Below are 25,482 nucleotides of genomic sequence, written 5' to 3' on the forward strand. Positions count from 1 at the left end.
GTCCTATTCCACGCTTCAGTGAAATTGACACCTATAGGAGCATCGTCGTAGACACTCAGGTGATGACGGGCAGGAGCTCTGCGACGGACCGGCAGCACCCAACAGCCGGCCACGGAGCGAAGCGGAGAGGACGCCCAACAGTGCTCGCCCGCGAGCACCCTCGTCCCACGAACAGTCACATGAGCTTGGTACCGTGGCATTGTCCCGCCAGGACTGATTGCCCCCATGTCCCTGGCGGGATGATCTTTTCGGGAAGGAAGAGAGCGAACCGTGGGACTGAGAAGCCTATTCACCAGGGACAGGAAGCCGTCATCGATGCGTTCTCCTGCCCCCATGCCTGCGCAGACCGTGGCGCGTATGCCACTGACGCCAGAGCAACTGGCAGACCTCGACTCGGCATGGGGCGAGTTCCGTCACGTCGCGGCAGAAGCCGGGGTGAAGTCCTTCCATGCCTGTAGCCGGGACGGGGGCCGCTGGCAAGACGATCCCGCAACCGTGCGCGCCATGACAGCACTCATTAAGGAGACGCGCCTCAGCGAGGGCGAACACACCCAGGGCTGAGGCAGCAGTCCGTTAGGGCGAGCTGGCTTTCCGCGCCACTGGTTTTGTGGGGTTCTGGCGGAGCGGCGCTGTGATCCCACCGCGCCAAGGAGTACGCACATAAAATGGCCCCATGTCTGAACCCGAACAGGGCATGATCCGCAACAGCGTGCCAAACATCCTCGCCAACGAAGCATACGGCCCGGATTGGAAGCGCACCCAGGACGTCATGGTGGTCAACACCGCCGGTGGCACCTCAACCCACCTGGCTTTGAAGTCGGCGCGGGTCACGACGCTGTGCGGTCAAAAGACGGGCGCTGTTGCCCGCAGCTGGTTTCTACTGAGCGGCTGCAAAAAGTGTTCCAAGGCCGCACTCAAGCAAGGTATTGCCACCATCACGGATACGGATGGCACACTCATTGACGTTGCTACCCGCTCGGAAGCTGAGGTTCCAGCGTGACGCCGCGGCAGCGTCGAGCGTGGCAGGCGGCGGCCAAGGCCAAGCAGGAAGCCAAAGAGTTGGGGGAACTGCGTGGCGTCGAGCCTGCCTCACGCCGCAGCGACGGATCGCCCAAGGTAGGCCCCGGCCAGGTATATGCAATCAGTACAGGAAAGGTCTATCACCCGGCATGGTGCAACTCAGTAGGCAATGTCTGGGATGAGAACCCCAAGAGACTGCTGGTCATTGAAGAGACCAATGTTGGAACCCGGAAAGCCTGCAAGGCCTGCGACGAGCCGTTGCAGGCCTGAGAAGGGCGTCCTACTTCGCGTCGTCGGGCTCCCAGTCATCCCGGGGGTCGCGCTTTTCCAGCGTCTGGATCAACGGGTTGAAGCCGTCGTCGCCTGTTGAGTCGGCTATGGCGCGCAGCTGGCCGGCGACCTCTCGCCACATTCCCGCGTACCAGACAGTGGGATCAGAACCGTTCTCGCGGAGAAAAGCGTCCAATGTGGACTTCCGGTAGACCAGGCAGGAGCCGCGCTTCTCCACGACCGGACCCCGGCTCACATACCGCAGGCCGCGGAGGAACTTCGCGCTCAGATCGAAACCCACTGGGCCGCTCAGGTAAGCGGCGGCCTCGTTCGTGGTCATCTCCATGTCGCCGGCATCAAACTCAGGTTCCATGCTGACACTCTAAGCACTTCATGCCGTTCCCTGGTCCCACGGCAGAGTTGTGAGAGGCTGACGCAGCGTACGTCAGCAGTGCGCCAATGCAAATTCGAGGGGACACCGTGGAACTACCCGACATTCTGAGCGACCAGAACGTGAAAGAGGCCGCCAAGCTACTCCGTCGCTACTATCGCGACACCGATAAGAAGGGGCTTCTTAGCACTGGAAGCTACTTCGATGAATGGGCAGGCCGTGGAGACACCGCAAACAGAGACGCCATTACGGACAGCGATGCCGTGGCTGTGTCGATGCTTAGCGTCACCGTCCCGGCGAAAGCCATGGTGGGACTTGCTGAGCCACATACAGCAGCGCGTATTACAGGTCTGCTGGAGCAGATCCCTACCGACGTCGCGCTCAGCGGCCTCAGCCGCCAGGATGCAGCAGCGCTGCTCACTGGCCTTGGCCCTGCGGCCCTGCTCTGGGAGGAACTGCGCAGCACAAAGGACAACCGCTGGGGAATCGGTGCCACGACCGCAAGCAAGATCATGGCCAGGAAGCGCCCCCACCTGATTCCCATTTGGGATGAGGTCATCGGCCAGGTGATCGGCAAGCGCAGCTCTAAAGACCAGTGGATGAACTGGCACTGGCTCCTGACGGACGGTACGGGGTTGCCCGAGCGTCTGGCGGAGATTCACCGGTTATCAGAAGTAGAGCTGCCGTTGTCCGAGCTGCGGATCGTGGACGTGGTCCTGTGGCGGTACGGGAAAGACCAGGGGCTTGGTGTGGGCCGTGGGGCGGGCCGGAAGTGACACGCGTATGGTCAGGCGTGTCGGCCGCCGGCCCCCTCAGGGCCATTGACGCCGGGTCCACCAGGCTTAGCTCTCGAACCAGAATTCCTGCGTCTCTCCTAGGTAACGTTCAGCGGAAGAAAAGTCCTGGGACAGGCCTTCTATCTCCCGCTCGATCGCTTCGAGCCTTCGAAGCGCGTCTGCCTCATCCTCAGGAGATTCGGCGTCGTTTGCTTCCTTCTCGATTGCTTCGGCACGTTCCTTGGCTACAGCTAATTCATCATCCAGCTTGTTCAGAGCCTCGGAAGCTTCTTTCATAGCAGCTTCCGCAGCCTCTGGCGCATCATCGTATCTGGTCACACCGGAATCCTCTCACTCATTTGTTAGAGCACGTCTTTACCAGATTTGCTGCTGCGCTTCTTCTTCTTCCCTCGTCCTGAGTCGAGTCCTGTCCAGCAGTTCAGATGCTCTCTCGTTCCCGGCGATAGACCCGTCAACTGCCTGTTCTCCCACGAGGACGTAGGCCCAACGTCGGTGGCTTCGTTGACCAGGTTCCAATTCGTTGATTTGCTCACACCAGGCAATCGCGGCTGCTTGTTTTCGCTGAACATTGATATCAGAAAGTGCAGAGTCAGCCTTCGTCTCAACGATGTAGATCATGTCAGCTGTACGAACCAGGAAGTCTGGTGAGTATCGGGCCGGCATCCCGTCAGCCTTCAGGTATGGGCGTTGGAGGAACGTATGTTTGTACTCACTGATCTTGCAGAGTGCCTCGATGTACGTATCGTTGTTGGCCCACTCAAGGAATTTCCGCTCCAGCCCGCCTCCGTGCGTCGGCACAGGGAGCTTCGGGTAAATGCACTTGGCTACCTCTACGCATGAAGTGGAGCGCACGCTCAATGCTTGAACCTCAGAAAGCGTTCTGTAATTGACTTCCGCAAGCTTCACGGTCTCTTGGCTAAGGGATTTAACCAAGGCGGTTGCCATGTACCCCGCCAGCTCGTTGGTGACAGCGTCGGTCAGAAGGACACGCCAGTTCTCGTCTTCCAGGGGATCTATCACTTGGCCGAAGAAGCGGTTGCGAATGTAGGTGTCGATCCAGCCCAGAATCTCGGGACGAAAGGATTGGAGGAACGGATACTCCGCTAGCGAGTTGTACTTTTTGGCACTCGTCGTCACTTCTGAGCGCGGGCCCCCCAAAGCCTCGGTGATTCGTACCGTGAGGCGGGACAGATAATCGTTGTAACCAGTGGCGGTCATAACCCCACCGTCTACTCGGTAGTCCCCGAACTGTGTCTTAGTCTGAGCATCTACTGAAACGAAGCGGTCTCCCTTTCCAACGAATGATTTGGCATCGGCAAACGGGAATCGGGATACGGGGAGTCGGTAGGGATCGAGTGTCGGTGTCTTGAGGGCTTCTTCACGATCCCGAACCATCATAGGAACGTGAAAATCAAAGGCTTCGTAGCCCTCCCTTAGTTCAATGATCTCGAGGTCACCTGTGGGGGCAGTGGTTCCGTCATTCTCACCGCCGATCTCCCCAGCAAGGCCCTCGCTCATGAGTTCGTCGTAAAAGTCGGAGAAGGCTGGGTGCTCCACAATGAAGAGAACGTCAAAGTAGTTCTCGGGCTCGAGTTTATTAGCAATGCGTCTGCGCGTTTCACGCTTCATTTCGTCAATTTGCTCATCTCCGCGCCACATCAAGCGCAGCCCTCGGCCGATCGTCTGTTCGAGGAGAATCTGTGCGCGACTAGAGCGCAGCGGGACAATGACCGCGATGTTGTTCACGTCGAATCCTTCGCGAAGCATGAGCACGCTCACGATGACCTTGGGTTGCTGGTGGCGATCAACGTCAAACAGCCTTTCGCGAGTCTTCTCCCACTCAGCCTTCGACATCTCCCCCTTGCGATTCGAATCGACTGTCAACACATCTTCGTGAGCCAGCCCTTCCGAGTGAAGAAATTCCTCAACGAAGCCCGTCACCGACGTGTCTTCGCAGATAATCATGAGTTTTGGATGCTTTGAGGGGTCAACTTGGTGAAAGCTTTGCTCAAGCAAGGCGAGCTTCGTCAGTCCGGCGCGAATCATGATTCGCTGTCCTTGGGAAAGGCCCGTTGCTTTGCCCTTGTCGTCGCGCTCGGCGTTGAAGTCCAGCGGTAGCGAAGCAATTTGCTTGCGTTTGTCCAACGCCAGGGCTTTCACAAGGCCTGCCCTCATCGCTTCTTTAAGGTCGAAATCGACGATGATATGGGGGAAGTACCGCCGGCCTTTCCTGGCCCCAGAGCCCACTTCATTGAACGGCGTAGCCGAAAAATCGACTTGAACGAAGCGGTCGCTCTTTGTGGAGGCAATCTCAGTCAGGCTCTTCTGCCACTCGACTTCGTCGACCTGTTGACCTTTACGGATCGAATGGATGTGATGTGCCTCGTCATTGAAGACGACAAGGGAAGGCAGGTCCCTCAGCCACTCAAGGGGCCCACCCCGACTATAGTTACGGTCCAGGGTCGTTAGTGTGTTCGCGGCCCCGGTGCCAGGACTGAGGGGCACGAAACTCTCTGCGGCGGCTTTTGCATCGATGTCAGCCCCAGGGGCATCGGTATCCGGGACGAATTCTGGATCTTCAACCCCAGCCAGCAGATGCCAGTTGGTGATCGCTATCAGGCCACTGCCAGTTACCTTTTTACCGATGTTTTCCTTGGTAACGACGGAGGCTTGAACAAAGCTAAATACTTGATCGCGGTGGTTGTCCGGGATGAAGACATCCTGATTCCGGAAAATGTCAGAGGTCTCAAAATCGCGAACCCCATCTCGTTCCTTTCCAAGGAACGAGTCGAGCAGACGATCATAGACGATAAGCCCAGGCGCGACCATCAGGAAGTTCGAGCTGAACCGGCGGTCGTCCGGGTATGCGCGTTCGTTAAGGTGCTGCCAGATCATGAGGGCGTTCAACACCCAGGTCTTGCCCGTGCCTGTCGCCATCTTAGCTGCGTACTTGGGATGGTTGTTCTGGGTACGGCTTACCTCCCCCAAAGTATCGCCGTTCAGCAGCGAGTCTGAGGAAAGCCTGCGATAAAGGCCTTCCAAAGTAGTTTCTTTCAGGACCTCGTGCGCATAGATGATGTGGAGTATCGCTGCCCGCTGCCCGGGATGGAAGTTCATGGTTCTCAATTGGACGAAGTCATCCTGAAACCAGTACTTGAGAAGCTCGGCAGTTACTGGCGTCACTTCTTCCATAAGTGCCGTATGTTGCCCTTTGACGATGTCCGGTACCTGGTCGTCAATAATCTGCCGCAGTGCTTCCGCCAAGGGGAACAGCTCGCTATTTGCGCTCACTTCGACACCTCAACGTTCTCGATGATGACCTCAGATTCGTAGCCGAAAACATCAACTGCCCTAACGCAAACCCTGCGGGGAGTTGGCTTAGCCTCTAGATCGATGTGCGCCGTCGTTATGACCCGCAGATCATCGCCGTCATTGTCCGTATTCTCTCGGTAGTCCTGCCAGTAGGACCGGAAAATCTGGCCGTCATAGTCCGGGTCAACGGCCCAGTACTCTAGCAACGCCAAGGGTTCCGCATTCATAACCTCCAAGAGTTGGCTGCGACTCTTGTCATCAAGATTGATGGCGTCCGGCGAAAGGAGAACATAATTCTGGAGCTCAACCGTAAGTCTCTCCGACTCGCCCTTCTGGCTTCTGCTGGTGACTGCCGCGTTGATGTACTGCATCGTCGAAAAGCGGACCTCGTCGGCCAACTTTTCCACAGAGCCCTTCTTCTTGAGGCGGTCAAGGAGGTCTGGCGGGATCACGCGGACCTCAATTCGATCGTCGTTGAGGGCCTGTATGTCTTGTCCAATTGAGTCCGCGAAGTTCCAGCCGAGGACATAAACCTTGTCGAACCCACCCATGACTGTCAGGCGTGCTTGTTGCGCCCGCTTGAGGGTTGACCCAGTCACCAGGGCATTAGGGCTTGTAGCGATTACCAATGCCTTTTCGTCAGGGATTCTGCCCAGTGCGCCGCCCTGACTGATCTCAGGGGGCAACGGAACAGCACCGAACAACCGGAGTATTACCTGGGCCAGCTCACCAACTCGATACTTGCGGCCCAGCACGGACTTGGCTTGCTCGACTTGATAGTCCCCGATGGCCTGAAACAGAAAGGGCTTGGCATTTTGATCGATCAACCGTTTGCGCATGATCATCGCAGAGGGTTTTCCGAGGTCCGAAGCGACCCAATGTCTACCGGTACGTTCCGCGACGGAAACTGTCGTTCCCGAGCCAGCAAAAAAGTCCGCTACGACCCCGCCCGGAGGACAGGATGTCTCGATAATCCGTTCAAGCAGCTTTTCAGGTTTCTGCGTCGGATAATTCAGTCGCTCTCCTGATGTGGGGCTAATCCTGTTGATGTCTCCCCAGAAGTCTGTCACCGGGGTACCTTTGGCATCCCTGAGGTACCTCTTTCGGCTCAGCGACTTCCCGGTCGAGGAGAGCACGATTTCTCCCCGTTCATACAGTTCCTGCATAGTGCTCTGGGCATAACGCCAATATCCTTTAACGCCAAGGAACTCGTAGTAGGGGTTTCCTTTGGCCGCACCGCCCGGCCCGTCAACGGGCATCAAACGGTAGCGTTCGCCGTTAGACGGGTCAATGTGTTTGTAGTCCCGTGCAAGGATTTCGTTGGTGTAGGGCTCGTATGGTGGTGACCAGTACCTATCTGCGCTCTTGCCGTAGAACAAGATGCTCTCCGTCACGCGGCCGAAGTGAGAAGCTCCTTGTCCGGAATCGCCGTGGGCATGGGATCTCTTCCAGGAAATGTCGTTTACAAAGTTCTCTTTGCCGAACAGCTCATCCAGGATAATTTTCACGTACGACGCCACATGCCAGTCCAAGTGGACGTATATGGATCCCTTTTCAGTAAGGAGTTCTCGCATTAACACGAGCCGCGGAGTAATCATGGCAAGATACGAGGCCGTTCCATCAGACCAGGTGTCCGAATAGGCAAACTGTTCCATGACCGTTGGACGGGTATCGATGGTCTTGCCTGGCAAGGTGATCCTCGTTCGATAATCCGCTTTAGAGTCGAATGGCGGATCTATGTAGATCAGGTCGAGCTTGCCTCGCATCGAAGGATTGTCCTGATCGCCTGCGAGCAGAGCCGCCATAGCCAGAAGGTTGTCCCCGTAGATGAGCCGATTCACCCCGCCAAGACCATGTGTTCCGCCAAGGTGCTTGAACAGGTCCGCTTCCGTTACATCCTTGTTCGGGACAACCAGTTCCCGTGATTGCAGAGTGACGCGGTTCCGGCCCTCCAGTCCCTCCAGGATCTGCGCAGCTCTCCGCTTTCCCTCTGCCACGATTCCGGGCAGCTGTTCCAACAACGACTTACTCAAAGGTTCCCCGACTTCTAAAAAGAGATGTGTGTTCTGACTTTACCGGCGCCCCAGGAATCCTAGGGCGCTGGTGAAGGTGCTGTTCACCAGCACCCTAGGCGGCAGGCCATCCGGTCCTACGTGTGAAGGGAAGCCGGCCTGACGACGTCCATCCAATCGAGAAACTCGGCGACGGTACCGATGCGGGCGATTCGCTCGTGAATGGCCTTTTGGTCGTGGCCGGGGACAAAATCGCCTCTATTTGTCATCTCCCCACAGCCGCACCGGCAGGGCTTCCCCACTTCGCCATCGAACTGGGGATCGTCGAAGTAGCGAACCGGGTTCCGCGCCGCACTGACGGGGCTCGGGTGGCCTACGTACTTTTCAAAAACTGGGTGTCCCTTGCTGAGGATCTTGCCGTGGATCGTGTAGCGGTCGTCGCGCTTCTCTTCAGGGTTCCCGCTGTATATGGTGGTGCGTTCCAGAGAGTCGATTTCTACTGCTTGGATGACCGTCCGTCCGAAGGAAAACAGCGCGTATCGCTCCTTCTGTCCTCGGATTCCGATCGACCATTCGCCATGGTTCGCCTCGTACATCTCGTCTTGGCTCATGCCGTGTTCATAACCGACGTAAGGGCGGCCGAGCCCATCCTTTTCAGGGTCAACTGGTTTCTTGGCAGTCACGGTGATGTGCAACATCTCAAACTCCGAACATTGAACTTATAGTTATCGATCCCGGGAATCCCAAGTATTTCCGCTATTTGCCATAACTGTCAACCCCGGGGCATCTAACTATCACACTACGGCTGGTCTTTCTGGGTCTCGCCAAACCCCTGGGCCCGTGCTCTTATGTAACCAAGGTGAGTTTCGCAGCGGGGAGCGACTATGAGTGGAAAGCCAGGCCGACGCGCTTTGACTCGGCCATCAGCACGAAGCAGCTTTCTTGTTCTTGCTGGTTTTACGGCTGTGTTGTGTTGGTGGGTCACAGTCGCTGGTTTCATCAACACCGGTGCTGGAATTGTCTTCTTGGTCCTTCCGGTGATCCCGACAGTGCTGACGTTGGTTTTAGCTCGGCGTGGTCACAGACGCAAAGCAAAGCACGTCGACCCGGCCCGCGGTCCAGGCGTTGCTTCTGCTATATCTCCGTATCGCAGTTCGTTATTTCTGTTGGCGGCCTTCGCCACTGCTTTGTTTTGGTGGATTGGCATAGTCGGAGTTGTGAACTCGGGCGGCGGAGCGCAAGTGTTCTTGGCCGTGCCGACCGTGGCAACTATTGGGATGGTGTGGGCGTTCCTGGTCCGAAGGAAAAACTGGGATTCCGTGATCGTCAGGATGCGTCCGCGCGGGATCGGTTCTGACCTTCGCAATGGCTGAAGCCCCATCCCCCCTCCTGCGGCCCGAACTATTAACCACCAAACGAGGCAGGAACTCAGTATCCAACCTCTACTTCGAAATCATCCGTGGGGCGGCCTGTTAGGCTGGCCGCGGCATCAGTAACGGCTGCGGGAATCTCCTTGAACTTCTGCACCACTACTTCAAGCTCCGGCATTTCCAATATCTGGAGATCCAGGCGTCCATCAGTTGCTTTCCGAATTTTTACCGTGAGCCTCATGCTCCCCCTCCGGTTTTCGGTCAGGTTAGTATTTGCCGGGCCAAGGTGCCAGTCATGCCGTCATGAAGCACAAGCGGTGGCGGTTCCGCCCGGGGCATCAGCATTCGCTAAAGCGCGGCGAATGGTGATTTCGCTGACGCCCAAGGCTTGACCGATGCGGCGGTAGGAGATTCTTTCTGCGCGCATATGGTGGGCTTGTTCCAGGCGGTCCGGGGTCATCTTCGAGGGGCGGCCGCCTTTACGTCCGCGGCGTGCAGCTGCGGCCAGCCCATCCTTGGTTTTCCGCGAAATATCCCTGCGCCTGTCTTCGGCCAAGGCGAGGGCAAGATCGAGCAGGAACGAACGCTCGGTGTGTTCGCCTGCGGCAATGCCGCCCAGGATTTTTACAGCCACTCCCCGCTGGAATAGCTCATTCAGTGTCAGCAGCCCTTCAAGCAGGCTTCGGGAAAGCCGGTCCACCTCAATCACCGTGAGCATGTCCCCGGGCCTCAACTCGTTCACGGCGGCCGCCAGCCCGGGGCGTTCGTCAAGGACCAGTTTGCCGCTGACCCTCTCTTCAAACACGCGCCAGCAGATCGGTGCCAGGGCATCGTGCTGCCGCTGCGTCTCCTGCGCGTCGGTGCTTACCCGTACCAAACCAATCAGTGCCATGACTCCGCCTTCCTCGTTGGCACCAACCTAAGCACGAGAGACAAAAACCCGTGGGATGCGGTTTGGCCGCTCCTCACGGGTGTCTCACGTTTAAGTCGCACTTGTGCCGGCGTGTCGTCAAAGGGTCCGATCGCGGCGGCCGCCGCGACGGAAACGGCCGTTAATGAACACGCGTCGTCAAGCTTCTTCCGTCTGTTCGGGCAGCTGCTCAACACTGACCGTTGGAAGGCTGGGAACTACGTTCCGTCCTCGAAGAAGCATCATGAGTTGAGTGTGCAATTCCATACCAAGGAGATTCCCGGCATGTAACGGATTGGCCGTAGTGCCCACGGCGTACGGGGCGTTCTGTCGAATAACTTCCAGAGAAGTGGGGAAGTCCAAGGCTGCTTCTTGAAGGTCTTCCTGCTCAATCTCAACCACGTTCGTAATGGTGACGAGGTAGCGTGCCATGGCCGGCCTTTCGTCGGTGGATGGTTTCTCTTGCCCTGGCTTCCTATGATGGGCCTCTGGCCGACGCAGTCAAGGCCGCTGCGCGCCGCATGCGGTGAGCCTACGGCTCAGCCCTGACATCACCGTCCGCCGGCCTTTTGGCCAGTATCAGGGCAAGGGGAAAGCGTGGCTTGGTTAGGGGCGAATCTCTGGGAACGCTCGCATTACCTCGATCCAGGACATGCCCAGGGTTTTGCCTATCTCGGTCCAGTCGTGGCCCTTGTAGCGTGCCAGGCGGACAGCTGCGGCTAGTTCGCGGCGTGCTTGGGCTTGCCTGTCTGCTTTGTCCTTTACCAGCTGTAGGGGGTCGTCCATGTGGAAACCCAGGCCGAACATGTGTTCATCGTCGCGGTCCTCGAAGGCATCCCCAAGATGCCGATAGCTGGTGACCAACTCCGACATTTGCTCTGGGCTCAGATTGTCGAAGTCGTTGGTGTCCTCCGGGCCTGTGTAGGGGTGGTCTCTCATGGCATCAGTGTCGGAATCTCGTGAGTTCCAGATTTACAGACTTACAGACTTACGGATGTACGGAGTTCATCTTCGGTTGAACCACTGAGTTCGTCCTGCCGCGCAAGGAGAAGGTCTACAGCTACGCGGATGAGGGTGTTATCGGTGATCCGCTCCCCCGCGCCGGGCGTCCGCGCGCGTTTTATCCTCCTCGCCAAGGCGTCCAGTGCGTCCAGTTGGTCTTGGCGCAGCCGCGCTTCCTTACGCTCAAACTCCGCGAATCGTGGCCCGCTAGGCCGGCTGGTGGCGGGTGTTTCGACGTCGGAGGCGGATGCTGTTTCCGCCTGAGCTGCCTTGTTACGGGCATCCGCTTCCGGTGCAGCTTGTTCGTGTGCGATTGGTTCCTGGAAAGCTGCTTCCTGGTCAGCGTTTTCCTTCGGGAGGATGTTCGCGAGCCTGCGGCGTTTTGTCTCGGTCATTTCTTCTCCTGCGTCGCGGCGGTGTTGGCCCATACGGAAATGAGTTCCAGAGAGAGACTCCGGAAGTCTGTTTCTGCTTTATCTGTGGATCGGGTGCGCTCATACGTCCCCACAACAGCACCCGTCGCCGGAGCGCGTTCGTGGTCTTTGTAGGACCGGATGTGGGTCTTGGCTACTTTGAGTCCGGCACCTTCCAGGGCGGCGCGGGCGTCCTCGACGTCGCCAGGAGCCCGTGAGTCAGCCCGAGAGATGACAATCCGGTAATCCACCCCCACGGGTTTCACTAGGGCTTGGAAGGTGTTCATCAGCGGTTTGAGGGCTAGTGCTGCCGGCTCGGTAGGCAGTATGGCAAAGTCTGCGTGTGCCATGACGGCTTGGAGCAGCGGGAGGTTGTCGATGTTGCCGGGGGTGTCAACGAAGATCATGTCGTAGGGGGCTTCGCGCAGCCGACCCAGAATGTTGGGGTCACGCTCGGTGACGACTTCAAAGGGCAAGGGAGTGCCTGCATTCTCGGCCAGGTCGGCCCATTCGCTGGCTGTCTCTTGGGGGTCGACGTCCACGACGAGGACGCGGGAATGCTGGGCCGCGATGGCAGCTAGATTCATGACCGTGGTGGACTTGGATGCTCCACCTTTTTGGTTCACAACTGGGATCACTCGCATTGAGTTTCCTATCTGTAAGTTACGTACATCGTAACTCCGAAACATACGGAGTTAGGGAGTTTGGAACTTCGGAACATTGGGAGTCTGTTAACTACGGACTTCGGACCTTGCTAAGTTACAGATTAACAGATTTACGAACTTTGTAAATTACGGACTCCGTTAGTCTGTAAGTAACGGAGTCTGTAACACATCCCAGAGTTAGCTCTGTGGAGGCTGTGCACGGGCCGCCGCCCGCCCATAGTGACGTGCTCCTGGTAGGTGCTGTGGTGGTTGTGTACAGCCGGTCCGGTGGGTCCCGTCGTGCCGGTGTGTGCGGGAAAAGCAGCGGAGCGGGGAGGGCTTTTGCCGTGCCCATGGGTGCGAGGGGCAGGTGCACCATTCCAATTCTCCAGGTTTCCATCTCAGGCAGTAGTGAGCCGGTGGCGGCGATTGTTCGCGAAGATGGCCCGGATTTGTGCCTTGGCGCGAATTTCGGTGGGGGAGGGGCCTTGTGCGAGGCGGGCAGCGTGTTCGGCTTGTTGTTCCAATATGCGACGTTGCTCTGCGGCGTGACGACGGAGGATTTCAGCATGTTCGAAGGCTTTGCGCTGGTCGGGGGAGCGCATCGGTTCACCGTCGACGGTCCAGGCGTTCAGGCGGTTGAGTACCCAACCGCGGAGCCGCTGGGTGTGTTTTGTGATCGGTACGCCGTCGTGGGGCCAGTCGGTACCGTCCGGCTTCTTGTTGAAGGCGTTGAGGACGTCGGAGACGGTCCAGCCGTCCACGAGCCAGGGTCGTAGGACGCTGGCAAGGTCTTTCTTCGACAACGGACGGAGGGCGAAGCAGTGGGCGCGGATTTCCTCGGCGGCCGCCCAGCGCTGTCCACGGCGCTTTGTCGTCTTGTGAGGGTCCCAGTACGCACCCTGACGAGGGGTTTCGGTGGTGACCACTGCGCCGCTTGCGGAGCCTGAAATAGGTTGCGGGGCGGAGCCCCGGCCTTTTTGATATTTTTCCTCGCGTGTATGGGTTAATAAACCTTCAACGTGTAACTGAACCACCCCTGAAGGGGCGGTGGGGGTGCAAATCTCATCCACAGCCGTTTCTGCCGGCAGATCCGGAACAGCTTTCAGCGGGGATGGGATGCAGATGACGTACACGGGCAGCTCGTTGCCCTCGGCGGTCTTCTCTCGGACCTTCTCAGCTGAGCGTCCCGAGGCGACGGTACCTACGTAGCCCCACTCCTCCAGCAACGAGAAGTAGTTGGCGACAGTACGCCGACTGATGCCCAGCCACTCCGCGAGGCCTGGACGAGCATCAGCTTCACCGTAGGCCTTGTCCCGGCCGCCCCAGGGCACCCGTACGGTCATCGTGTCGTAGTCGGCCATACTGATCAGCTTCTCGAAGAACGCCAAGAGCCGACGCTGGAAAGGCTTGGTGTGCAGTGCCAGACGGGCATCGTGCAGCAGGGCCGGCAGTGCCTGGTAAAGGCCGTGGGCGGCGCGCATAGAGCCCTTGGGCACGGCAGCCGTGACGTGCTTCTTGTTTGTCTCCTGAAACCTGCTTACGCGGCACGGTTTATAGGTGACAGCCTTATCAGCCGTAACGACACGGATTGCAGGCTGAGGAAACCCGGATGTTGACGACGGCAAAAGTGCCGGTACGATAGACAGCAGCTACTCCCTTCGGGGTACAGCAAAGTCCACCCACTGGGTGGGTGTTGGAATGAGTTCAGATCGTCGTCCCGCCAAGAACAGGATCTGAACAAATAAACTTCTCGAAGCTCGGGCCCGCGAAAGCGGGCCTTCTTCGTTTAATCAGCCTTAGCGATAGGCAATGCCTCCTGGGTGGCGAGGTTGTCAATGTCCGGCCAGAGCGGCAGTCCACGCTCATCGAGCGGGATTCGCATAAGCAACAGCTCAGTGACCTGCCCCTTGGAGAGGCCTGTGTGCTCGTGGACCCGGTTGACCAGAGCTTTGGCCTCGGGAGCGACGTCCACACGGAGAACCACGTTATCGACGCCGGTGCCTCTTACGCGTCTGGTCTTAGGTGTGTTCACATCCGCCAGCCTAGTCGTAACCGTACGACTAAGGGGCGGGTGCTGTGCGCGTGTCCTGAACATTCTTGGTCTCTTCACATACCCATGACGTGGTAGCCACCATCGACATGGAGAATTTCTCCGGTCGTGGCTGGAAACCAGTCGGAGAGCAGCGCAACAACAGCTTTGGCAACGGGTGCCAGGTTAGTTCGGTCCCAACCCAGGGGTGCGCGGCTTTCCCATACGCCGTCCGTGCTCTCAATTCCATCGATGGCCGCGACAGTGAAATTGTCCAAGGGCCCGCAGGCCACCAGGTTGGTACGGATCTTTCGCGTCCCAAGGTGATAGGCGAGGTACCTGTTAGTGGATTCATAAGTTGCCTTGGCTACGCCAGCCCATCCGTAGATGGGCCAGACGGGGGTTCCGTCGAGAGTGACACCAACTATGCTCGCGCCGTCGTTAAGCACAGGCAGGCAGGCTTTGGTGACGGCTTGGAGCGATGCCCCGGAGACTTGAAGGCTAGTGGAGAGGTCGTCCCAGTCGGCGGTCATAAACCCGGCCCCAACGGCTTCGGGCTTGCTGGCCGAGATGCAGTGGATGATGCCGTCCAGGTTGTCTGTGTGCTCCTTGATTCTGCTGTGCAGGGAGTCCAGGTCGCTCTGGCTGGTTGCGTCCAGCTCCAGGACAGGGCCTGGTGCGGGGAGCCGCTGGATAATCTTCTGCGTGATCTTGGAGCGACGGCCGAAGCCGGTGAAAATCAGCGTTGCGCCTTCTCGCTGGGCTAGCTCGGCCGCGGCGTAAGCAATGCTGCGCTCCGTGAAAATGCCCGTGACGAGTATCGTCTTTCCATCCAGAATGCCCATTTACGCCTGCCGTCCTACGGGTACCAGACTGGTCATCAGGTAGCGGCTCTCACCATCAACCGAATCGATGGGGGCTACTGCAACAGAGAATTGCTTCCATTCCTCGGCGGAAGTCCTTAGCCGTACGTCTGTTGATGATTCCGGGCCGACGCGGCCTGCTGCGACGGAGGCCAGGTGGTGTTCGAAGGCGAATTTATCGTCGGGGTGAGCAAGGGCTGCGAGGTTCCCTTCGAAGTCAGGGAGCAGTCCAAAATCTGCCCACTTCGCGGAGGTTCTGAACGTTACTTCCGTCTGCATATCTATCGCAGCAAAGGCCCGGTCTGCTGCCAACGCAAACAAGGCTTCGGCGACGAGTCCGCTTGAGACGGGGGAGAGACCAGGAGTTACTACTTTGGTGGGGGATGCCACCTCCCGGCTGAAACCCCGGAGCATGATCGCATCGGGGTAGTCCGGGTCATCGTAGGCGCGGGCAGACATAGCGATTTGCTTCTTACCTGGGTTCGCGCTGCCGTAGCCGTAAATGATTTCGTAGGACAACAGGTGACGGCTCCGATTGTTCACGGAGATGCCGCTGTCGATCACCAGTTTGATGGTGTCTCGGTCCTTCGTTGATATGAGCTTGGCCAGCCACTCGCCGGCCGGGCCGCGCTGGCTTTCGACGGTAGCCGGGTCGATTCCGTAGATCTTAAAGAGGTTCTCGTTCCAGCGTGACGAGTCCTCACCTACGTTCTTCCCGGTAGTTTTGCTGACCCGCCACTGCCAAGTACCCAGAAGAGGTTCGTCCGGCAGCTTGTGTCCAGGGTGGTCGAAAATGCCGTAGGCGCCAACAACCATCTGGCCATCGGGAGAGACGACCGGTTTGGCGGTGACCGCGAACTCGGCGGGTCCATAGCGGACGACACCCTGGAAGCTTTCCCCGGATGAGAGGACCGCTTTGAGTTTGTCGACGAGGACAATCTTCGTGCGCGCGTCCAGCCAGTTACGTGGGCTGATGCCGGGGTAGTCCTCAGTGCCTACGGCCAGGAGCGACGTTCCTTCCGGTGTTCGGTCCAGGACTACCCAACGTCCCCTTGCGTCGATTTCTTGCGGCTTAGACACGAATCGCCTTTCGTTGTGGCTGGTGAGTGGAACGGCTCAGCGAGGGCGCTAAAGGCTCACTGAAAAAGGACTTTAGGTCTACCGCCAGCTGAATCTCCCCGTGAACGCTGGTCACAATGCCGGCTTCTCGAAGTTCGGAAAGTGCCTGGGAAACAACGGAGATGCATAGCTCAAGTCCTTCAGCGATCTCCTCGGGCCTCTGCGGAACCTGAAGACGGTTCAACGCACGGAGTATGCGGAGTGAAGGGGTGGATGCTGCGGCACATACGGCTTGAAGAGTATTGGGGTGCATGACTTTAAGCCCTAACGAATCGAGGGTTGGAAGCCAGCACACCACTGTCCAGCAGCACACTTGAGGTATTGAGATATAGGCCCTGACTGTCATCTGAGCCACTTTGGAGCGTACCTGTAGAGTGCAAGCGTGGGCAAGTTTATTAGTGAGTCGCCGGTAGCTCTCGTCATAGGAGCATCGCGTGGAATCGGAAAAGCAACCGCTGAGCGCTTCCTGAAAGAGGGCTACATCGTCGCCGGCACCCACCGGGGAAGCGGCGTAACGAACGGTGTCCATGGGATCGAGTGCGATGTCACAACCCCGGGGGCGCTGAAAGCGGCCTTCAAGGACGTAGCTGCCAACTACGGGCGGCTCGACACAGTTATCTACAACGCCGGCGTCGCGCGTCAAGATCTTCTCGTTCGAATGCGGGATGAAGACCTGCGTTCTGTCATGGAGACCAACCTGTTCGGTGCCTTTGCTGCCGTCCAGGAGGCACTGAAGTACATGGGGCGGGCAAGGACTGGATCCATTGTGCTCATCTCGTCCGAATCTTCCCGTGCCGGGATTCCCGGCTCCGCGCATTACACGTCTTCCAAAGCTGCGCTTGACGGACTGGTGCGGTCGGCAATGTGGGAAGCCGGGCCGCGAGGAATCCGGATCAATGTTGTTGCGCCTGGACCCACCAAGACAGATATGTTGGCGCAGGTTGAAGACGCTGACATCGATGCGCTTATTGGAAAATCACCTTTGAGGCGGATAGCGGACGCGGAGGAAATCGCGGACGCCATCTTCAAAATCAGCACGTTGACATACCTGACGGGGGCGCTCATTCCTGTTACCGGCGGCGAAGGCCTCGGCTACTAAACGTCCTGATCGCCCTGTTCGGGCATTGGTTGCTGTATGTCGATCCCTAGGAAGTCATAGAGCGCTTTCGCCATGCCGCTGTACTTTTCCTGGTTGACTTCCCACCTGGTGGAACGGCCGACTCGCTCTCCCGGGGGCGGGTCCCCTATCAGGATGCCGAGCTCTTCTAGCTGGTCCAAGTTTCGCCCTACCAGGCTGCTGTCCAGCGAGAGTTGTTTGATGAGCGTCGCACGAAGTGTCGGACCGTGCGTGAAAAGGTATCCCACGATCGCGAGCCGCGCTGGGGTACTGATCACCCTCTGAGCTAGGAGTAGGTCCGGAGACCAGTTCTCCTCGGGAAGGGCGTATTTAGGCACGCTTCCCATTTTGCCTCTATCTGCCGCTGTTTTCATATTCATGCCGCCTTCATCAACTCTCACTTATCCGCAATGAGTGCATTTAATGCCTTGCTAGATTCACTTAATGCACTCATGATGCTACATTGTAAGTACTCATGGGGGCATTAAGCGAGTTCATCCCCCGTCAGAGTTCGGTCGCAGTCGGCTTACACCTGGGGTGGTTGCTGACTGTTCATATTTAGGAGGGTTTGCGGATGTTGCCTCAGATTTTGAGTTTGTTCAGTCAGTTCGTGGCTGTTGGCGGCGGTTTGTGGTTGGTGTGGGGCGCCATTGTTATGGGTGGCGCTCTGCGAGACCAGAACGGTCCCCAGATCCAGACAGGGATCTGGCAGATCGTGGGCGGCGGGTTGATTCTCGCTGCTGGCCTTTTGTTCAAAAACATCGTCGTCCCGTAAGGCCCTGGAATGGGTCCGATCATCGCGTTCATGCTGGACACCATCGGTGGTGGTGGCCTTATTGGCGGCGGCCCTAATGGTGGCTCATTCTCGGCACTGGGGAAATCACTGCCCGAGTATCACGAGTCGATGTGGCAGACGGTGGAGACGGTACACAACGTCGCCGTTAAGCCGGTGACCTCAGCGATTCTGGCGATCATGTTTGTGCTGATGCTGGTTCGGACGAGTGCACATGTTGAGGGGGACTCTCAACTGGGGGTCCGGATTGTCGCCGCAACGATGTTCAAGATAGCCATCGTCTTCGTGGTCGCGCAGAACGCCATGAATATCTTGAACGCAATCCTGTCGATCTCGACAGACATCACGAACACGATCCTGACGAACCCGGCCGCCAGCCAGGGTGACATCGGCACAAAGATGATTGACCGGATTAACGCAATGAATCCGATGGAGCAGATCGGCGCACTGATCCTGCTGCTGCTGCCCTTCATAGTGGCCCTGGTTGTCGCGGTGGTCCCTTTCGTACTGATCTTCGTCCGGTTTTTGCAGCTGTTCATCATGGCGGCGTTTTCATCGTTGCCCTTGGCGTTCTTCGGACATGAAGACACCAAGCAGATATCCATCGGCTACCTCAAGGCCTTCGCAGCCACCGCTTTGTCCGGCACGGTGATGGTCCTTGCGATCAAGCTGTACGCGGCGATCGGCTTCTCGGGCCTTGGACAGTTCAACGGCGAGGTTCTGCCGTTCATCACGGGCAACTTCTGGAACATGCTGCTGGCTCCGTTGGTGCTGGTGTTCATCTTGCTTACCGCCAATGGGTTGGCAAAAAAACTTGTCGGGGACGGGTAGGTGCCGCTGTGGCTTTGGAGATGAAGGTATTCAAGGAAATCGCTGCGTACGAGCCAAAGCCCATGTTCGGGTGCACCTGGCGGCAGCTGGCGGCGTTGGCCGTCATGGTCTTCATCGGTGGAGGAGTGTTCGCACTCGTGACGTTCATCCTCCTGACCGCTGGTGCAGACATGGAAGCGGCCACAAGTGCTGCGATGTGGGTTTTGTGGCCGGTTCTGCTCCCGGCTGCGTTTTGGGGTTGGTGGCGGCCCAAGGGGCTGAAGCCAGAGAAATTTCTATCGTTCGCGACGCGCGAAGTGGTCATGAAAAAGGAGGTCATTTATGGAACAGCAGGTGAAGGACGCGGAAAGCAATCCGTGGTTGGTCGAGGAACCAGAGCCGAAGCGAAAGCGCGGGGCCGGCAGCTCAAAGCCCTTCGCAGGTCTGTTTCAGAACACAAATAAGGCCGACAAGGGGTCCCAGTTTTCGCGGCTCGCCGGTCGTGGCAGCAACCGGACCGGTATAGACAATGCCGGTCCGGTAGGTTTCAAGGCCGCGCCCAAGCGTTCCCAGGACATTCTGGGTTACAAGGCGATGCTTCCATCCGGAGTGGCATGGCTTGGTGGTGACGAGTGGTCGCTGACGTTCCGTTTCAGCGACATCAACTATGTTGCGGCCGCAGAGTCACGGCAAGAGTCCCTGCTGGATAAGTGGGCCCGGCATCTGAATTCCTTTGGTGCCGGGGCACGCCTGCAGCTGTCAGTGATTAACCGGGTTCTGGATGATGCGGATGTCACCTCCTTGGTGCAGAAGCCGCTCACCGGTGATGCCTGGGACGAGTACCGCGCAGACTTCAATTCCATCGTGAAGGGAAAACTGGCGTCCGGTAGCGCCAATACGGTCACTGAGAAGTACGCCACCATCACCGTCCAGGAGGTGGACCGGGAGAAGGCCGAGAATACGCTCACCCGGATGTTCATTGAGTCCGAAGCCTATCTGGCAGGGCTGGACGGATGCTCGGCTGAGCGGCTGGACCGGACTGAGCGTCTGTCGGTGTTTTCCCGGCTGCTGCGTCCGTACGAGCTCTTCACTTTCACCGAGGAATCTTTTGAAGGTGCGAAGAAGGCTGCATCAACGGGTGATTACGTTGCTCCCTGGTCGGTGACAACGACAGGGAAAGACGGACCTGTTGTGCTGCGTAACGGCACAGGTAGCACCTTTGTCTCTACATTGTGGGTTCGGGATTACCCGGTGTGGCTGACCGACCGGGTTTTCTCCGAGTTGGCTGAGGTCAAGGGGGACTTGATTGTGTCTTTCCACCTGGAGCCTTACGACCAGGCGGACGGCGCGGTGTTGGTTAACCGGCAGATCGCGGAACTCGAGATGCAGCAGCTGAACGAGGAAAGGAAAGCAGAAAAGCAGGGGCGCAGCAAAGAATCGATCCCCCACCGGTTGAAGGTCGCACTGGGCGAGGCAACCGGGCTACGAGCCGAGTTAGGCGACACCAACCAGAAGTTGTTTTCCACGCTGCTGCTCATCGGGGTCTCCGGTCCTGATACAGAGACGGTGGACCACAATATCCGCCGAGTAGCGACCGTGCTCCGGAAACTCTCCATCCCTGCCGAAACGCTGAGCTACATGCAACGCGACGCTTTGACCTCGTTGCTGCCCACGGGCCGGCGGCTGGTACCCATGCGGCGGACGTTGACGACTTCGGCAGCTGCGGTGCTGATTCCGTTCACCACGCAAGAACTCTGCGTTCCCGGTGGTATCTGGTACGGCGTGAACGCGCAGTCGTCCAACCCTTTGCTTGCTGACAGAACGAAGACAAAGAATGGCAATGGTTTCATTCTGGGAACTTCAGGCTCCGGTAAGGGTGTGGCTGCGAAATCCGAGATAACGAATGTCTTCCTGTCTCGGCCGAACGATGACGTGATCATCATTGATCCCGAGCGCGAATACGAACCGCTGGTAACAGCGTTCGACGGTGAGACAGTCCGCGTGCACGCCGGTTCTGATCAACACGTGAACTGGATGGACGTCGACCTGGATAACTTTGAGCCGGGAACCGATCCCATCATGGCTAAGTGCGCCTTCGTTCTTTCTGCCATGGAAGCCCTCGTGGGCGGCCGCGAAGGCTTGTCCGCGGGCGAGCGTGCCGCGGTGGACCGTGCCGCTCTTAGCCTGTACCGGCGCTACGCGGCCGAGCGGGAACAAGGCATGCCGATGCCGGTTCCTGAGGATCTCCGGATCGAGTTGGAACGTTCTGGTGGGGAAGACGGCGTACGCCTGGCTAAGTCCCTGGAGCTTTACACGTCCGGGTCCTTGGCTGGTTTCTCGCAACCGACGAACATCAACCCCCGTAACCGGATCGTCTCATGGGACATCTCGCGCTTGGGCAACGAAATGCGCGGGTTCGCGATGATGGTGATCCTTGATCAGATCTGGTCAAGGATCGTGGCGAACCGTAGCGCCGGCAAGCGTACCTGGCTCTACGTTGACGAGTTCCATCTGCTGTTCAATCACCCCAAGACGGCCGAATATTTCAGGGAGCTCTTCAAGCGCGCCCGGAAGTGGGGAGCTATCCCGACAGGAATCACTCAAAACATTGAGGAACTCCTGAACAACGACGATGCCCGGTTGATGCTGGCCAACTGCGATTTCCTGTTGCTGCTGGGGCAAACCGAAACCGACGCGGACACCCTGACGGAGCTGATGAATTTCTCCGAAGAGCAGCGCCGCTACTTCTTCAATGTCCAGGCCGGAAAGGGTCTGCTGCGTTCAGGCTCAGCAGTGGTCCCTTTCGACGCGCGGATACCGGACACCTCGAAACTGTTCGGGCTGTTCAACACATCCTTCGAAGACCTCGCCGCCTAAGACAGGTTCAACCGATGAAAAATTTGCGCCGCACAGATGCCGGGAAGGACGCCAGCGAGCGACTGGTCCGGCTGCGGGTCTCTACCAGGACCCAGCAATTCAGCCGGGCCGGTGCCGAACGGACGATCAGACGCCGCCAGGATGACGCTGAGCGTGGCGGCACTGAACGGCAGGTCGGCCCCCCGAAGCGCAAGGATGGAACGTCCAAAAGTCCTAACGGTTCGACGCGGGTAGGCACAGCGGCCCGTCGGAGCGCAGCTGGGCTGGTTTCTTCCACCCGCCCAGAACATGAGCGCGCAGACCCGGCCAACGCCGCCGAAGCTGTTGCAGCATCCAGAACCCGTGCAGCTGCCAGCCGCGCGGTTAACGGGGCACCCGGTGCCGCCACCGTGGTGGGCACGGTTTCCTCCCGGTCAGGTGTCAGTGAGAACACTGAGGCAATAGGCCAGGGTTTCGCGAAGGACGGTGCCCGCCGCGGCGGGCTGCGCACGGCCAGAGTTGCCGGTAGGTTGAGCCAGCGCTCGGCTACCGCTGCCGGGCGCGGGGCGAAAAGCGCGGCCAGCACGATCACGGCCGCCACGCGGACGAGCGGGGCGGCAGCGGCCCGTGCGGCCCAAAGCGCAGCGCGGGCGACCGTCCGAAGCGCCCAGGCGGTTGCCACATTGGTGCGTTCGCTGGTCGCCGTCGTTGCCGGCACTGCCACGTCCGCGCCGCTCCTGGTTGGACTTGTTTCCGTGCTATCGGTGGTGGCTGTTGTCGCATCGATCATCGCCGCAATTTTCCCGACGGTGAACAACACCGTTTCCTGCACCACTCCACCCAATAACGCCGTTGGTGTCGCCTTCGGCGGGTACGGGCCGGAGCAGCTGAAAAACGCATCGGAAATCATCCGCGCAGGGAAAGATGCCAAGTTGGATACCCGTGACATCACTATCGGCGTGATGGTCGCTATGGGGGAGTCTTCATTGAGGATTCTGGCGTACGGGGATGCGGCGGGTCCGGACTCACGGGGCCTGTTCCAGCAGCGTGACTCCTGGGGGCCCTTGTCGGTACGGATGGACGCGTACGGCTCAGCAGGCCTGTTCTTCGACGCTCTTAAGCGCGTGGCTGACCGCCGTTCAAAGCAGCCGACCATTGTCGCCCACGAAACCCAGCGGAACGCTGATCCAAACCACTACACGAAGTTCTGGGATGCCGCCGTAACCGTTGTCTCCGGGGCAGGCGGGACTATGGCTGGCTGCGATCTCGGCGGCAGCGGCGCACCCGGGGACCTGGGAAAGGGCGATGACTACCCGTTCAATAACGGCGAATACAACGCGACAAACCCAGTAACCGGTTTGGCGTTCAAGAACTGCACTGACTTCGCATGGTGGCGTCTGATGCAGCAGCTTGGCATTACTGACCAAGCTCAAATGGACGCACGGCCGATCGGCCCCGGGAACGGAGCCACGTGGGCCCAAGCGTGGGAACGGGCCGGTTGGACCGTAACAAAGACCCCTCAAGTCGGGTCGATCATCTGGTACGGCATCGGCAACCCGGGCGGCCACCCGATCTACGGGCACGTTGCCGTGGTCAAAGAGATTACTGCCGACGGGAAAGTAATCGAAGAAGGCTACAACATGGCCCCGGACAAGCTCGGGGCCTACTACACCCGCACCATCGCTGCTACCGCTCCGTCCGGATACTTGCTGATCCCTACGAAGGAGCAGTACGCCAAAGCCATTTGAAAGAGGTCATCAAAGCGCACAAAGCAGCAGTTGTCAGGAAGGAACACCAAAATGCTCGATAAGAAAAAGCTTGCCGCACTGATAGTGGCAGGGGTCGTGGTCATCGTCGGACTGACCGTCGTTATCACCCTGGGCCTGTCCGGTGGAGCGGGAAAACAGCCTGCGGCTGAACCGGCTACAGCTTCGCCCTCAGCGACAGTGACGGCAACGGCAACGGCTCCTACGGACCTGGAATTGACCACCGAAGAGATGTCCGTGTTCAAGACAGCCGGCGAAGCTGCCGCAAAGTTCGATAACAGGCCAGGATCGGCGGTGAAACCAGCTGACTACGTGAAGGCAGGTTTCACCGAATCATTGTCGAATAGCTACAGGCCCATCTGGGCTGGCCTGTTCGCTGGCCGTGCCGATCAGAACAATGCACGCATCGAAAGCCAGGTCGGCGGCGGCCTCGGTGGCGCAGGAGTGCTCAAGCAATCCCTGAAGGTTCTGGACTACTCCGGTTCAAAACCAGGCAGCTACACAATTCGGGTTGCCGTGGACGTTGCCTGGGTGCCTCAGGAAGTGAATCCGGCACCCGGCAAACAAATGGGCGGTACAGCACAGAGCGGCCACGCGACCTGGACGCTCACATATGACCAGCTTTCACAACGAATTTTGAAGGTCGAACAACCCGCCTGGCAGGACCTGGGCGCGGAGGGATTGTTCGACGCCATGGGACTACCGGTGCCTACCAAGGGTGCCGACACAGCAGCACAAGGGGGAACAAAATGAGCGCAACAGCAACCATTGAAACTGACGGATCAGCGATCTTGACCTTGGACGGTAAAGACCACAAGATCCCCGCCACCAATGTCGTCACCACACGGCAACGCATCCGCGACCTGGTGACCGAGCATGCAGCCAGGACCGGGGAACCGCAAAAGCTGTCGGCCCACGATGAGAGCGGATCTTGGGACGTCGTAATCCATCCTGACGGCCGTACGGAGACGGTGAACCCCTTCGAGCTACCCGAACCAGCGCAGGACCCAGCCACCCCAGAGGGTGCTGCTGTCCCAGTGCTGGCTCCGCTGCCGTCCCGTCGTGAAGCCCGGAGCTTTCTCGTGCCGAACGAGGCCCCCGAAGAGCCGCCTCAGCAGGGCTTCCGTGCGTTCCTGAGTCGGGCCGGGATCAAGATCAAGCCCAGCGCTGCCGAAACCAGCGAAAGGCAGGACACGATGCATGTCTCCCAGCACTGGCCGGGCCTGCGCGTTGTCACTGTGGCTAATGGCAAAGGCGGCAGCGGGAAGACACCGGCCGTGGTCAACCTGGCATCCATGTTCGCCAGGCTCGGCGGTGCCGGTGTGTTGGCTGCCGACGTGAACCCTTTCCGCGGAACGCTGGGCTGGAGGACACAGCAGGGGCCGCATGAGGCGACGATCAAAGACCTTCTGGCCGATATTGACCACGTTCTTGGCCCGGGGGCGTTGCTCGCCGAAATGTCCAAGTACGTCCATCACCAAACGGCAGACAAGTTCGACGTTCTGAGGTCGCAGCCGCATCTTCTGGCCTCGGCACAGCGGCTCAGCCCTGAGGACTTGGACAACCTGGTTGCGGTGGCCGGGAAGTACTACCGGATGCTGTTCCTGGACACGGGCAACGACGAATCAGACCCGTTGTTCGAAAGAATCATTGCCCGGACAGATCAGCTGGTTGTGGCCACCAGCACCCGGAAAGACCGGGCAGAGGGCGGCATTTTGCTTCTGGACTCGCTCCGTGACCAGGACGAACGGTCAGCGCGGCTCGCCCGCGAAGCAGTGGTGCTCATCTCCGTGGCCGATAAGTCAGCCACACAGGCCGATATCAGGGAAATCACTGAGGGCTTCGCGCCGCTGTGCCGCAAGGTCGTCACCATTCCTCATGACGAGGCAATGATCGATGGCTGGCTCAAACACGACGCCTTGGCGCCTGCTACCCGGCGGGCTTGCTTGGCCGCTGCCGCAGCTGTTGCTCAAGGCTTCTGACCG

29 protein-coding genes are annotated in these 25,482 nt (G+C 58.7%); 12 read left to right on the forward strand and 17 right to left on the reverse strand.

From position 1 onward, the window contains the following. Nucleotides 1–333: 333 nt before the first annotated feature. From ABHM97_RS21020 to ABHM97_RS21030, 3 genes are all read left to right on the forward strand, one after another. A complete protein-coding gene (locus ABHM97_RS21020) occupies nucleotides 334–561 on the forward strand; it encodes a hypothetical protein (protein WP_349472095.1) in 228 nt (75 codons plus the stop codon). Between the two features lie 112 nt (nucleotides 562–673). Then, entirely contained in the window at nucleotides 674–1,000 is a 327-nt protein-coding gene (locus ABHM97_RS21025) for a hypothetical protein (RefSeq protein WP_349472096.1), read from the forward strand. Next, nucleotides 997–1,290 (forward strand): hypothetical protein, encoded by a 294-nt coding sequence (locus tag ABHM97_RS21030; RefSeq protein WP_349472097.1) that lies wholly within the window; start codon nucleotides 997–999, stop codon nucleotides 1,288–1,290. The genes ABHM97_RS21025 and ABHM97_RS21030 overlap by 4 nt, the downstream gene beginning before the upstream one ends. 10 nt (nucleotides 1,291–1,300) lie before the next feature. Here ABHM97_RS21030 and ABHM97_RS21035 read toward each other — a convergent pair whose 3' ends face one another. After that, nucleotides 1,301–1,663: a helix-turn-helix domain-containing protein gene (locus tag ABHM97_RS21035; RefSeq protein WP_349472098.1), complete on the reverse strand. Its 363-nt coding sequence runs from the start codon at nucleotides 1,661–1,663 to the stop codon at nucleotides 1,301–1,303. Nucleotides 1,664–1,770: 107 nt separating this feature from the next. Between ABHM97_RS21035 and ABHM97_RS21040 the strand changes: the two genes are divergently transcribed. After that, nucleotides 1,771–2,457: a DUF6308 family protein gene (locus ABHM97_RS21040; protein WP_349472099.1), complete on the forward strand. Its 687-nt coding sequence runs from the start codon at nucleotides 1,771–1,773 to the stop codon at nucleotides 2,455–2,457. Nucleotides 2,458–2,523: 66 nt separating this feature from the next. On the opposite strand, the gene ABHM97_RS21045 is transcribed toward ABHM97_RS21040, so the two are convergent. The 15 genes from ABHM97_RS21045 to ABHM97_RS21555 form a co-directional block, all read right to left on the reverse strand. Next, nucleotides 2,524–2,796 carry a hypothetical protein gene (locus ABHM97_RS21045; protein WP_349472100.1) on the reverse strand — a complete coding sequence of 91 codons (273 nt, stop codon included), beginning with the start codon at nucleotides 2,794–2,796 and terminating at the stop codon, nucleotides 2,524–2,526. 36 nt (nucleotides 2,797–2,832) lie between these two features. Then, nucleotides 2,833–5,769: a DEAD/DEAH box helicase family protein gene (locus ABHM97_RS21050; RefSeq protein WP_349472101.1), complete on the reverse strand. Its 2,937-nt coding sequence runs from the start codon at nucleotides 5,767–5,769 to the stop codon at nucleotides 2,833–2,835. Beyond that, nucleotides 5,766–7,808, reverse strand: a complete 2,043-nt coding sequence (locus ABHM97_RS21055; RefSeq protein ID WP_349472102.1) for a site-specific DNA-methyltransferase — start codon at nucleotides 7,806–7,808, stop codon at nucleotides 5,766–5,768. The genes ABHM97_RS21050 and ABHM97_RS21055 overlap by 4 nt, the downstream gene beginning before the upstream one ends. 131 nt (nucleotides 7,809–7,939) lie before the next feature. Continuing rightward, complete coding sequence (locus ABHM97_RS21060) at nucleotides 7,940–8,500, reverse strand: hypothetical protein (RefSeq protein ID WP_349472103.1); 561 nt, start codon at nucleotides 8,498–8,500, stop codon at nucleotides 7,940–7,942. A gap of 730 nt (nucleotides 8,501–9,230) precedes the next feature. Further along, entirely contained in the window at nucleotides 9,231–9,413 is a 183-nt protein-coding gene (locus ABHM97_RS21065) for a hypothetical protein (RefSeq protein WP_349472104.1), read from the reverse strand. A gap of 60 nt (nucleotides 9,414–9,473) precedes the next feature. After that, nucleotides 9,474–10,064 carry a recombinase family protein gene (locus tag ABHM97_RS21070; RefSeq protein WP_349472105.1) on the reverse strand — a complete coding sequence of 197 codons (591 nt, stop codon included), beginning with the start codon at nucleotides 10,062–10,064 and terminating at the stop codon, nucleotides 9,474–9,476. A gap of 177 nt (nucleotides 10,065–10,241) precedes the next feature. Next, the gene (locus ABHM97_RS21075) at nucleotides 10,242–10,514 is read right to left on the reverse strand and encodes a hypothetical protein (protein ID WP_349472106.1); all 273 of its coding nucleotides are present in this window, start codon (nucleotides 10,512–10,514) and stop codon (nucleotides 10,242–10,244) included. Nucleotides 10,515–10,688: 174 nt separating this feature from the next. Further along, the gene (locus ABHM97_RS21080; RefSeq protein WP_349472107.1) at nucleotides 10,689–11,021 is read right to left on the reverse strand and encodes a hypothetical protein; all 333 of its coding nucleotides are present in this window, start codon (nucleotides 11,019–11,021) and stop codon (nucleotides 10,689–10,691) included. Nucleotides 11,022–11,062: 41 nt separating this feature from the next. Further along, nucleotides 11,063–11,479 carry a hypothetical protein gene (locus tag ABHM97_RS21085; RefSeq protein WP_349472108.1) on the reverse strand — a complete coding sequence of 139 codons (417 nt, stop codon included), beginning with the start codon at nucleotides 11,477–11,479 and terminating at the stop codon, nucleotides 11,063–11,065. Beyond that, on the reverse strand, nucleotides 11,476–12,141 hold the full coding sequence (locus tag ABHM97_RS21090) for a ParA family protein (RefSeq protein ID WP_349472109.1): 666 nt from the start codon (nucleotides 12,139–12,141) through the stop codon (nucleotides 11,476–11,478). The genes ABHM97_RS21085 and ABHM97_RS21090 overlap by 4 nt, the downstream gene beginning before the upstream one ends. 401 nt (nucleotides 12,142–12,542) lie before the next feature. Next, nucleotides 12,543–13,625 carry a hypothetical protein gene (locus ABHM97_RS21095; protein WP_349472110.1) on the reverse strand — a complete coding sequence of 361 codons (1,083 nt, stop codon included), beginning with the start codon at nucleotides 13,623–13,625 and terminating at the stop codon, nucleotides 12,543–12,545. Between the two features lie 305 nt (nucleotides 13,626–13,930). Continuing rightward, a complete protein-coding gene (locus ABHM97_RS21100; RefSeq protein WP_349472111.1) occupies nucleotides 13,931–14,176 on the reverse strand; it encodes a hypothetical protein in 246 nt (81 codons plus the stop codon). A 74-nt stretch (nucleotides 14,177–14,250) separates the two neighbouring features. Next, nucleotides 14,251–15,018 (reverse strand): enoyl-ACP reductase FabI, encoded by a 768-nt coding sequence (gene fabI, locus ABHM97_RS21105; protein WP_349472112.1) that lies wholly within the window; start codon nucleotides 15,016–15,018, stop codon nucleotides 14,251–14,253. Beyond that, the gene (locus ABHM97_RS21110; protein ID WP_349472113.1) at nucleotides 15,019–16,116 is read right to left on the reverse strand and encodes a hypothetical protein; all 1,098 of its coding nucleotides are present in this window, start codon (nucleotides 16,114–16,116) and stop codon (nucleotides 15,019–15,021) included. Further along, entirely contained in the window at nucleotides 16,109–16,501 is a 393-nt protein-coding gene (locus ABHM97_RS21555) for an ArsR family transcriptional regulator (protein ID WP_502921317.1), read from the reverse strand. Before ABHM97_RS21555 ends, ABHM97_RS21110 begins: the two co-directional genes overlap by 8 nt. Nucleotides 16,502–16,537: 36 nt before the next feature. Here ABHM97_RS21555 and ABHM97_RS21115 point away from each other — a divergent pair, with 36 nt between their 5' ends. Next, nucleotides 16,538–17,254 carry an SDR family NAD(P)-dependent oxidoreductase gene (locus ABHM97_RS21115; RefSeq protein ID WP_349472114.1) on the forward strand — a complete coding sequence of 239 codons (717 nt, stop codon included), beginning with the start codon at nucleotides 16,538–16,540 and terminating at the stop codon, nucleotides 17,252–17,254. On the opposite strand, the gene ABHM97_RS21120 is transcribed toward ABHM97_RS21115, so the two are convergent. Then, on the reverse strand, nucleotides 17,251–17,652 hold the full coding sequence (locus ABHM97_RS21120) for a winged helix-turn-helix domain-containing protein (protein WP_349472115.1): 402 nt from the start codon (nucleotides 17,650–17,652) through the stop codon (nucleotides 17,251–17,253). The two genes, ABHM97_RS21115 and ABHM97_RS21120, sit on opposite strands and share 4 nt — an antisense overlap. A 194-nt stretch (nucleotides 17,653–17,846) precedes the next feature. Between ABHM97_RS21120 and ABHM97_RS21125 the strand changes: the two genes are divergently transcribed. The 7 genes from ABHM97_RS21125 to ABHM97_RS21155 are packed head-to-tail and all read left to right on the forward strand — an operon-like array spanning nucleotide 17,847 to nucleotide 25,479. Beyond that, the gene (locus tag ABHM97_RS21125) at nucleotides 17,847–18,047 is read left to right on the forward strand and encodes a hypothetical protein (RefSeq protein ID WP_012311467.1); all 201 of its coding nucleotides are present in this window, start codon (nucleotides 17,847–17,849) and stop codon (nucleotides 18,045–18,047) included. A gap of 9 nt (nucleotides 18,048–18,056) precedes the next feature. Next, nucleotides 18,057–18,896 carry a VirB6/TrbL-like conjugal transfer protein, CD1112 family gene (locus ABHM97_RS21130; protein WP_349472116.1) on the forward strand — a complete coding sequence of 280 codons (840 nt, stop codon included), beginning with the start codon at nucleotides 18,057–18,059 and terminating at the stop codon, nucleotides 18,894–18,896. A gap of 8 nt (nucleotides 18,897–18,904) precedes the next feature. Next, nucleotides 18,905–19,339, forward strand: a complete 435-nt coding sequence (locus ABHM97_RS21135) for a PrgI family protein (protein WP_079941638.1) — start codon at nucleotides 18,905–18,907, stop codon at nucleotides 19,337–19,339. Continuing rightward, nucleotides 19,230–21,752, forward strand: coding sequence for a VirB4-like conjugal transfer ATPase, CD1110 family (locus tag ABHM97_RS21140; protein WP_349472128.1), 2,523 nt, complete (start codon nucleotides 19,230–19,232; stop codon nucleotides 21,750–21,752). Before ABHM97_RS21135 ends, ABHM97_RS21140 begins: the two co-directional genes overlap by 110 nt. 14 nt (nucleotides 21,753–21,766) lie before the next feature. After that, nucleotides 21,767–23,479 (forward strand): CHAP domain-containing protein, encoded by a 1,713-nt coding sequence (locus tag ABHM97_RS21145; RefSeq protein ID WP_349472117.1) that lies wholly within the window; start codon nucleotides 21,767–21,769, stop codon nucleotides 23,477–23,479. 51 nt (nucleotides 23,480–23,530) lie between these two features. Beyond that, complete coding sequence (locus ABHM97_RS21150; protein WP_349472118.1) at nucleotides 23,531–24,250, forward strand: hypothetical protein; 720 nt, start codon at nucleotides 23,531–23,533, stop codon at nucleotides 24,248–24,250. Next, nucleotides 24,247–25,479 carry an AAA family ATPase gene (locus ABHM97_RS21155; protein ID WP_349472119.1) on the forward strand — a complete coding sequence of 411 codons (1,233 nt, stop codon included), beginning with the start codon at nucleotides 24,247–24,249 and terminating at the stop codon, nucleotides 25,477–25,479. The genes ABHM97_RS21150 and ABHM97_RS21155 overlap by 4 nt, the downstream gene beginning before the upstream one ends. Nucleotides 25,480–25,482: the final 3 nt, after the last annotated feature.

This window comes from Paenarthrobacter sp. CAP02 (assembly GCF_040137855.1).
Taxonomy (GTDB): Bacteria; Actinomycetota; Actinomycetes; order Actinomycetales; family Micrococcaceae; genus Arthrobacter.